The sequence below is a fragment of the Pseudomonas tehranensis genome, assembly GCF_014268615.1.
Lineage (GTDB): Bacteria > Pseudomonadota > Gammaproteobacteria > Pseudomonadales > Pseudomonadaceae > Aquipseudomonas > Aquipseudomonas tehranensis.
Genome location: NZ_JABWQV010000042.1, coordinates 22,643 through 29,280, shown reverse-complemented (window position 1 = coordinate 29,280; position 6,638 = coordinate 22,643). Strand labels below are relative to the sequence as shown.

Here is a 6,638-nt window from a genome sequence, read left to right as displayed (position 1 = left end):
ATCGCGAGCAGGCTCGCTCCCACATTGGCGCCAGGGAAGAAACAATTTTTGTGGTCACCACCGAACCCTGTGGGAGCGAGCCTGCTCGCGATGAACGATAACGCGGTCCGGCTAATCGACACTGCGAGGCAACTGCAACGTCACCCGCAACCCCCCTTCACGCAGGTTTTGCAGGCTCACTTCGCCACCATGGCTATGGGCGATGTTGCGGGCGATGCCCAGTCCCAAGCCGTACCCTTGCTGCTGCCCGGCCAGGCGAAAGTGCGGTTCGAAGACTTGCTCCAGGCGTTGCTCCGGCACACCCGGTCCCTCGTCGTCGACGTGCAGGATGAACGCCGTGTCATCGTCATCGATGTGCAGGTGGGCGTTCTGCCCGTACTTCAGCGCGTTGTCGATCAGGTTGCCGATGCAGCGTTTGAGGGCCAGCGGCTTGCCGGGATACGGCGCCAACGCGCGACCATCCTGGGTCACCCGACCGTTGCCGTTGGGCGCCAGATACGGTTCGACCAGGCAGTCGAGTACATGGTTGAGGTCCACCGGCTCGATGTTTTCGTGAATGTCGGTGTCCTTGACGCATTGCAACGCGCCTTTGACCAACAGCTCCAGTTCGTCCAGGTCACGGCCGAACTTGGCTTGCAGGTTTTCGTCCTCCAGCAGCTCCACTCGCAAGCGTAGCCGCGTGATCGGCGTGCGCAGGTCATGGGAAATCGCGCTGAACAATTGGCTGCGTTCGGTCAGATAACGGCTGATGCGCTCACGCATGGCATTGAATGCCCTGCCCACTTCCACCACTTCGCTGCCACCGCCTTCGGCCACCGGTTCCACTTCGGCGCCCAGGGACATGTCGCGTGCCGCCCGGGCCAGGCGTTTGAGGGGCCGGCTCTGCCAATGCACCAGCAAACCGATGAACAGCAACAACAGGCTGCTGGTCAGCACGATAAAGCCAACCTGCTGCGCCGGCAGGTCCTGTTCTTCAAGGCTGGTGTAGGGTTCGGGCAGCAGCGAAGCGATGTACAGCCATTCGCCCGGCGCCATCTGGATTTGCGTGACCAGCACCGGCGGGTTCACCGGTTCCAGGGTCAAGGCGTAATGGGCCCAAGAGCGCGGCAATTCATCAAGTTTCAGGCCTCCGTTGAAAATCCGCAGGTCTTCGGGGCTGACAAACTTCACCGAGATGTCGGCATCCTTGCCCAGGGATTTGCGCAGTACATCGTCCACCGCCTTGAGCACCGCCAGCTTGCGCGGCGTAACCGGCAGCACGTCCATGCCCAGGGGTTTGTCGTTGAGCGTGACGACAAACCGCGTGCCGCCCATGCTGCGCAATTGATCCAGCACCAATGGCCGGTAAGCCACCGGCAACGAGCGCAGATAGCTGACACTGGCGGTCATCGAATGGGCCAGGCTACGGGCGCTGGTGACCAGCCCTTCGAGCTGGGTGGCGCGCAGTTGCGAGACCCAGATCAGGCTGGACAGGGTCTGGGCGAACAGCACCACCAGCAGGGTCAACAGCAGCATTCTTCCAAGCAACGAACGCGGCACCGGCACCCGTCGGGCTATTTTCTTGATCCAATCAATGACCATTGCTGGCAACCACACTGGCCGCCAGTTGATAACCACTGCCGCGCACCGTGCGGATCAACCGTGGTGGCTTGTCGGTGTCACGCAGACGCTGGCGCAAGCGACTGACGGCCATGTCGACGATTCGGTCCAAGGGCATCAACTCGCGACCGCGAGTGGCGTTGCCAATGGTGTCGCGGTCGAGGATTTCCTGGGGATGGTCAAGAAACAGCTTGAGCAAGGCGAAATCGGCGCCGGAAAGAATCACTTCTTCGCCGTCGGCGTGGAACAGCCGATGACTGACCATGTCCAGCCGCCACTCGTCGAAGGCCAGCACTTCGCCGCCTGCGCGTTCCTGGCCGAACTGCGCCCGACGCAACAGCGCCTTGATGCGCGCCTGGAGTTCACGCGGACTGAAAGGTTTGCCCAGGTAATCGTCGGCCCCCAGCTCCAGGCCGATGACCCGGTCGGCCTCGTCGGAACTGGCCGTGAGCATGATGATCGGCACGTGGGCCTGGCGCGGGTGCTGGCGAACCCAGCGGCAAAGGCTGAAGCCGTCCTCGTCGGGCAGCATCACGTCGAGAATCACCAGATCGCTGGGGGCTTCGTTCAGTGCCTGGCGAAACCCGGCGCCATCAGGGGTAGTACGCACCTGAAAACCCGCACGGCTGAGGTAAGTGTCCAGCAGTTCGCGAATCTCCTGGTCGTCGTCGACCAACAAAATCGATTTGTTCACTGAACTCACGGGGCCTCGTCCTTGTTGTTTGGGTTGGGGCGGATTATGCCTGAAGGACGGAATCTACAAACACTGCAAACCCTGTGGGAGCGAGCCTGCTCGCGATAGCAGTGTCTCAGTCGCCACGAATGTTGGCTGATACACCGCTATCGCGAGCAGGCTCGCTCCCACAGGGGGCACATTTCAACTCTAAACCGGGTTCGACTGCTCCAACGCCACACCCGCGCCCATCAGCCCGGAATAAGGCGCCGTCACCAGCCAGACCGGGATGCCCTTGAAGTAATCGCTCATGCAGCCCTTGTCGGCGAAGCAGCGGGCGAAACCGCTTTCAAGGAAAAAATCGGCGAAGCGTGGGACCACCCCGCCGACGATGTATACACCGCCACGCCCACCCACCGTCAGCACATTGTTACCGGCCACCCGCCCCAGCCAGCGGCAGAATTGCTCGAGCACTTCCAGGGCAATGGGGTCTCCGGCCAGGCCGGCGGCGGTGATGGACTCGGGCGTGTCGAGCACCGGAGTATGGCCATCCACCGCGCAGATGGCGCGGTACACCCGAGGCAACCCGCTGCCGCTCAGGGCGGTTTCGGCGCTGACATGACCGATCTCGTTGTAGATGTGCTGCCACAGCTGGGTTTCCCGCGGGCTGCTCATGGGCAAGTCGACATGACCGCCCTCCCCCGGCAATGCCGCGAAACGACCGCCGCCCAAATCCAGCAACGTACCCACACCCAGCCCGGTGCCAGGGCCGATCACCACCGCCGGACGCAACGGTTCCGGCGTGCCCTCGCAAACCACCCGGTATTCATCGGGACGCAAGCACGTCATGCCCAGGGCCATGGCCGAAAAGTCATTGACCAGCAACAGCTTCTCGACCTCAAGGGTCTTGCAAAAGGCCAGATTGCTCAGGCGCCAGTGATTGTTGGTGAAGCGAAACTCATCGCCGCTGACCGGCCCCGCCACAGACAGGCACACCGAACCGATCGAGCCCGGTTTCAAGCCCACGCCGCTCAGGTAAACCTTGATGGCATCTTCGGGGCAGGCGTAATCCGCGGTCGCCAGCACCTGGATATTTTCCAGGTTGTGGTTCTTCCACAAGGCGAACCGTGCGTTGGTCCCACCGATGTCACCGACCAAAGCCAGTTTCAATTAAGCGTCTCCAGGGCAGAAGTGAAGGCGCTGGCGCCCTGCTCTGCCGAGCTGAAGGCCATGCGCATGAAACCAAACAGCTCGCGACCGGTGCCAATGTTGTTGCCCAACAAGCCCTTGGCCGGTGTGCGTGCGGCGAATTCCTCGGCGTCCACCTTCAACTCCAAGGTGCCTTTGACGCCATCGACGCGGATGATATCGCCCTCCTGCACGCGGGCCAATGCGCCGCCGACGTAGGCTTCGGGGCTGACGTGGATCGCCGCCGGAATTTTCCCCGACGCACCAGACATGCGCCCATCGGTCACCAAGGCCACTTTGAAACCGCGATCCTGCAATACGCCGAGGAACGGCGTCATCTTGTGCAGCTCCGGCATGCCATTGGAGCGCGGGCCCTGGAAGCGCATCACCGCGACAAAATCTTTTTCCAGCAGGCCGGCCTTGAACGCATCGGCCAGGTCCTGTTGATCCTGGAAGACCATGGCCGGGGCTTCGACGACCTGGTTTTCCAGGGCCACTGCCGAGACTTTCATCACGCCGCGCCCCAGGTTGCCTTCCATCACCCGCAAGCCGCCCTCGGCGGAGAACGCGCGGGCCACCGGACGCAGGATGTTTTCATCGAGGCTTTCGATCGGGCCTTCGCGCCATACCAGTTCGCCGTCTTCGAGAAACGGTTCCTGGGTGTAGCGGCTCAGGCCGTGGCCCAGCACGGTGTTGACGTTTTCGTGGAGCAAGCCGGCTTCCAACAACTCGCGGATCAGGAACGACATGCCGCCCGCCGCCTGGAAGTGGTTGATGTCGGCCTTGCCGTTCGGATAGACGTGACTCAGGGTCGGCACCACCTCGGAGAGGTCGGCCATGTCCTGCCAGGTCAGTTGGATACCGGCGGCCATGGCGATGGCCGGCATGTGCAAGGTGTGATTGGTGGAACCGCCGGTGGCGTGCAGCGCGACAACGGAATTGACCAGCGAGCGCTCGTCGACGATTTCGCCGATGGGCATGAAGTTGCCGCTCTGCTTGGTCAGGCGCGTGACCTGGAACGCCGCTTCGCGGGTCAGGGCATCACGCAATGGCGTGTTCGGGTTGACGAACGAGGCACCCGGCAAGTGCAGGCCCATGACTTCCATCAACAACTGATTGGTGTTGGCGGTGCCGTAGAACGTGCAGGTGCCGGGGCTGTGGTAGGACTTCATCTCCGACTCCAGCAGCTCTTCGCGGGTGGCCTTGCCCTCGGCATAGCGCTGACGCACATCGGCTTTCTGCTTGTTGGAAATGCCCGAAACCATGGGTCCGCCTGGCACGAAAATCGTCGGCAAATGACCGAAACGCAGCGCGCCCATCATCAGGCCTGGCACGATCTTGTCGCAGATGCCGAGCATCAGTGCGCCGTCGAACATGTTGTGGGACAACGCCACCGCCGTCGACAGCGCGATCACTTCGCGGCTCGGCAGGCTCAATTCCATCCCTGCTTCGCCTTGGGTCACGCCATCGCACATGGCCGGCGTGCCACCGGCGAACTGGCCGACCGAGCCGATCTCGCGCAAGGCTTTCTTGATCTGTTCCGGGAAGGTTTCGTAGGGCTGATGGGCCGAGAGCATGTCGTTGTAGGAAGACACGATGGCGATGTTGGCGGCGTTCATCATCCGCAGGTGATGCTTGTCTTCGGTGCCGCAACCGGCCACGCCGTGGGCGAAGTTGGCGCATTGCAGCTTGCCGCGCATCGGTCCGTCGCTGGCCGCACCGCGGATCAATGCAAGGTAAGCCTGACGCGTGGCGCGGCTGCGGGCGATAAGCCGTTCGGTGACCTCAAGAACGCGGGGATGCATGTGTAGAACTCCAGGCTAACGGGTGTGGCGACCTGATTGTCTATGCTGGTCAAAACCCCGCCACGCATTGGGCGACAGCGGACTTCTTGACCATTCGGACCAGTTGATTCAGGTCACTCGTTGTAGATAAAACAAAATATTGCCACTAAAAAGGCTTGTTTTCTATTTTTATGCGAATAATCTTGTAATTCCAACAACAAATCGACGGCGGCGCAGTTAATGACTCTTCGAATCGCAATCAATGGTTTTGGCCGCATCGGCCGCAACGTCCTCCGTGCACTGTATACCCAAGGTTATCGTCGCGACTTGCAGATCGTCGCCATCAACGATCTGGGCGACAGTGCAATCAATGCTCATCTGCTCAAGTTCGACACGGTTCACGGCACCTTCGATGCCGACGTGCAGCACGATCATGAAAGCCTGACGGTCAATGGCGACCGTATCTCGGTCAGCGCTATCCGCAACCCGGCCGAACTGCCTTGGGCCGCCGAAAAGATCGACGTCGTATTCGAATGCACCGGTTTGTTCACCGACCGCGCCAAGGCCGCCGCCCATATCAGCGCCGGCGCCCGCAAGGTGATCATTTCGGCCCCGGCCAAGGGTGCCGACGCCACCGTGGTGTATGGCGTGAACCACGACATCCTGCGCCAGTCCCACCAGATCATCTCCAACGCTTCGTGCACCACCAACTGCCTGGCCCCGGTGGCTCAGGTGCTGCACCGCGAACTGGGCATCGAAAGCGGCCTGATGACCACGATCCATGCCTACACCAATGACCAGAACCTGACCGACGTCTATCACAGCGACCCATACCGCGCCCGTTCGGCCACCCAGAACATGATCCCGAGCAAGACCGGTGCCGCCGAGGCGGTGGGCCTGGTGTTGCCGGAACTGGCGGGCAAGCTGACCGGCATGGCCGTGCGCGTGCCGGTGATCAACGTGTCGCTGGTGGATTTGACCGTGCAGCTCAAGCGTGAAGCGTCGGCCGAAGAAGTCAACGAACTGCTGCGCCAGGCCAGCCAGCATTCGAAGATCCTCGGTTACAACACCCTGCCGCTGGTCTCCAGCGATTTCAACCACAACCCGTTGTCATCTATTTTCGACGCCAACCACACCAAGGCCAGCGGCAAGCTGCTCAAGGTACTGGCCTGGTATGACAACGAATGGGGCTTCTCCAACCGCATGCTGGATAACTGCCTGGCGTTGTGTAACGCCGAATAATGTTCGGCACCGTAGGAGCTGCCGCAGGCTGCGATCTTTTGATCTTGATGTTTCGCTTGCGACTCAATTGAGCCGGAAAAGATCGCAGCCTGCGGCAGCTCCTACATGAAATCAGGCCTTGACCATCGCGGTAGATGATAAGCATTATCATC

General features: G+C 61.3%; 5 protein-coding genes. 1 reads left to right on the top strand and 4 read right to left on the bottom strand.

The features are described from left to right. Positions 1-111: 111 nt before the first annotated feature. The 4 genes from HU811_RS10200 to edd form a co-directional block, all read right to left on the bottom strand. A complete protein-coding gene (locus HU811_RS10200) occupies positions 112-1,539 on the bottom strand; it encodes an ATP-binding protein (protein WP_371264111.1) in 1,428 nt (475 codons plus the stop codon). A 31-nt stretch (positions 1,540-1,570) separates the two neighbouring features. Beyond that, entirely contained in the window at positions 1,571-2,302 is a 732-nt protein-coding gene (locus tag HU811_RS10195) for a response regulator (protein WP_092397055.1), read from the bottom strand. Between the two features lie 180 nt (positions 2,303-2,482). Then, a complete protein-coding gene (locus tag HU811_RS10190) occupies positions 2,483-3,442 on the bottom strand; it encodes a glucokinase (protein WP_047228366.1) in 960 nt (319 codons plus the stop codon). After that, entirely contained in the window at positions 3,439-5,265 is a 1,827-nt protein-coding gene (gene edd, locus HU811_RS10185) for a phosphogluconate dehydratase (RefSeq protein ID WP_047228367.1), read from the bottom strand. Before edd ends, HU811_RS10190 begins: the two co-directional genes overlap by 4 nt. A gap of 219 nt (positions 5,266-5,484) precedes the next feature. On the opposite strand from edd, the gene gap reads away from it, so the two are divergent. Then, entirely contained in the window at positions 5,485-6,486 is a 1,002-nt protein-coding gene (gene gap / locus HU811_RS10180) for a type I glyceraldehyde-3-phosphate dehydrogenase (protein WP_047228368.1), read from the top strand. Positions 6,487-6,638: the final 152 nt, after the last annotated feature.

Excerpts from the sequence above, each read along its gene's own strand:
- edd (WP_047228367.1), bottom strand. The coding sequence starts at position 5,265 with ATGCATCCCCGCGTTCTTGAGGTCACCGAACGGCTTATCGCCCGCAGC.
- gap (WP_047228368.1), top strand. The coding sequence starts at position 5,485 with ATGACTCTTCGAATCGCAATCAATGGTTTTGGCCGCATCGGCCGCAAC.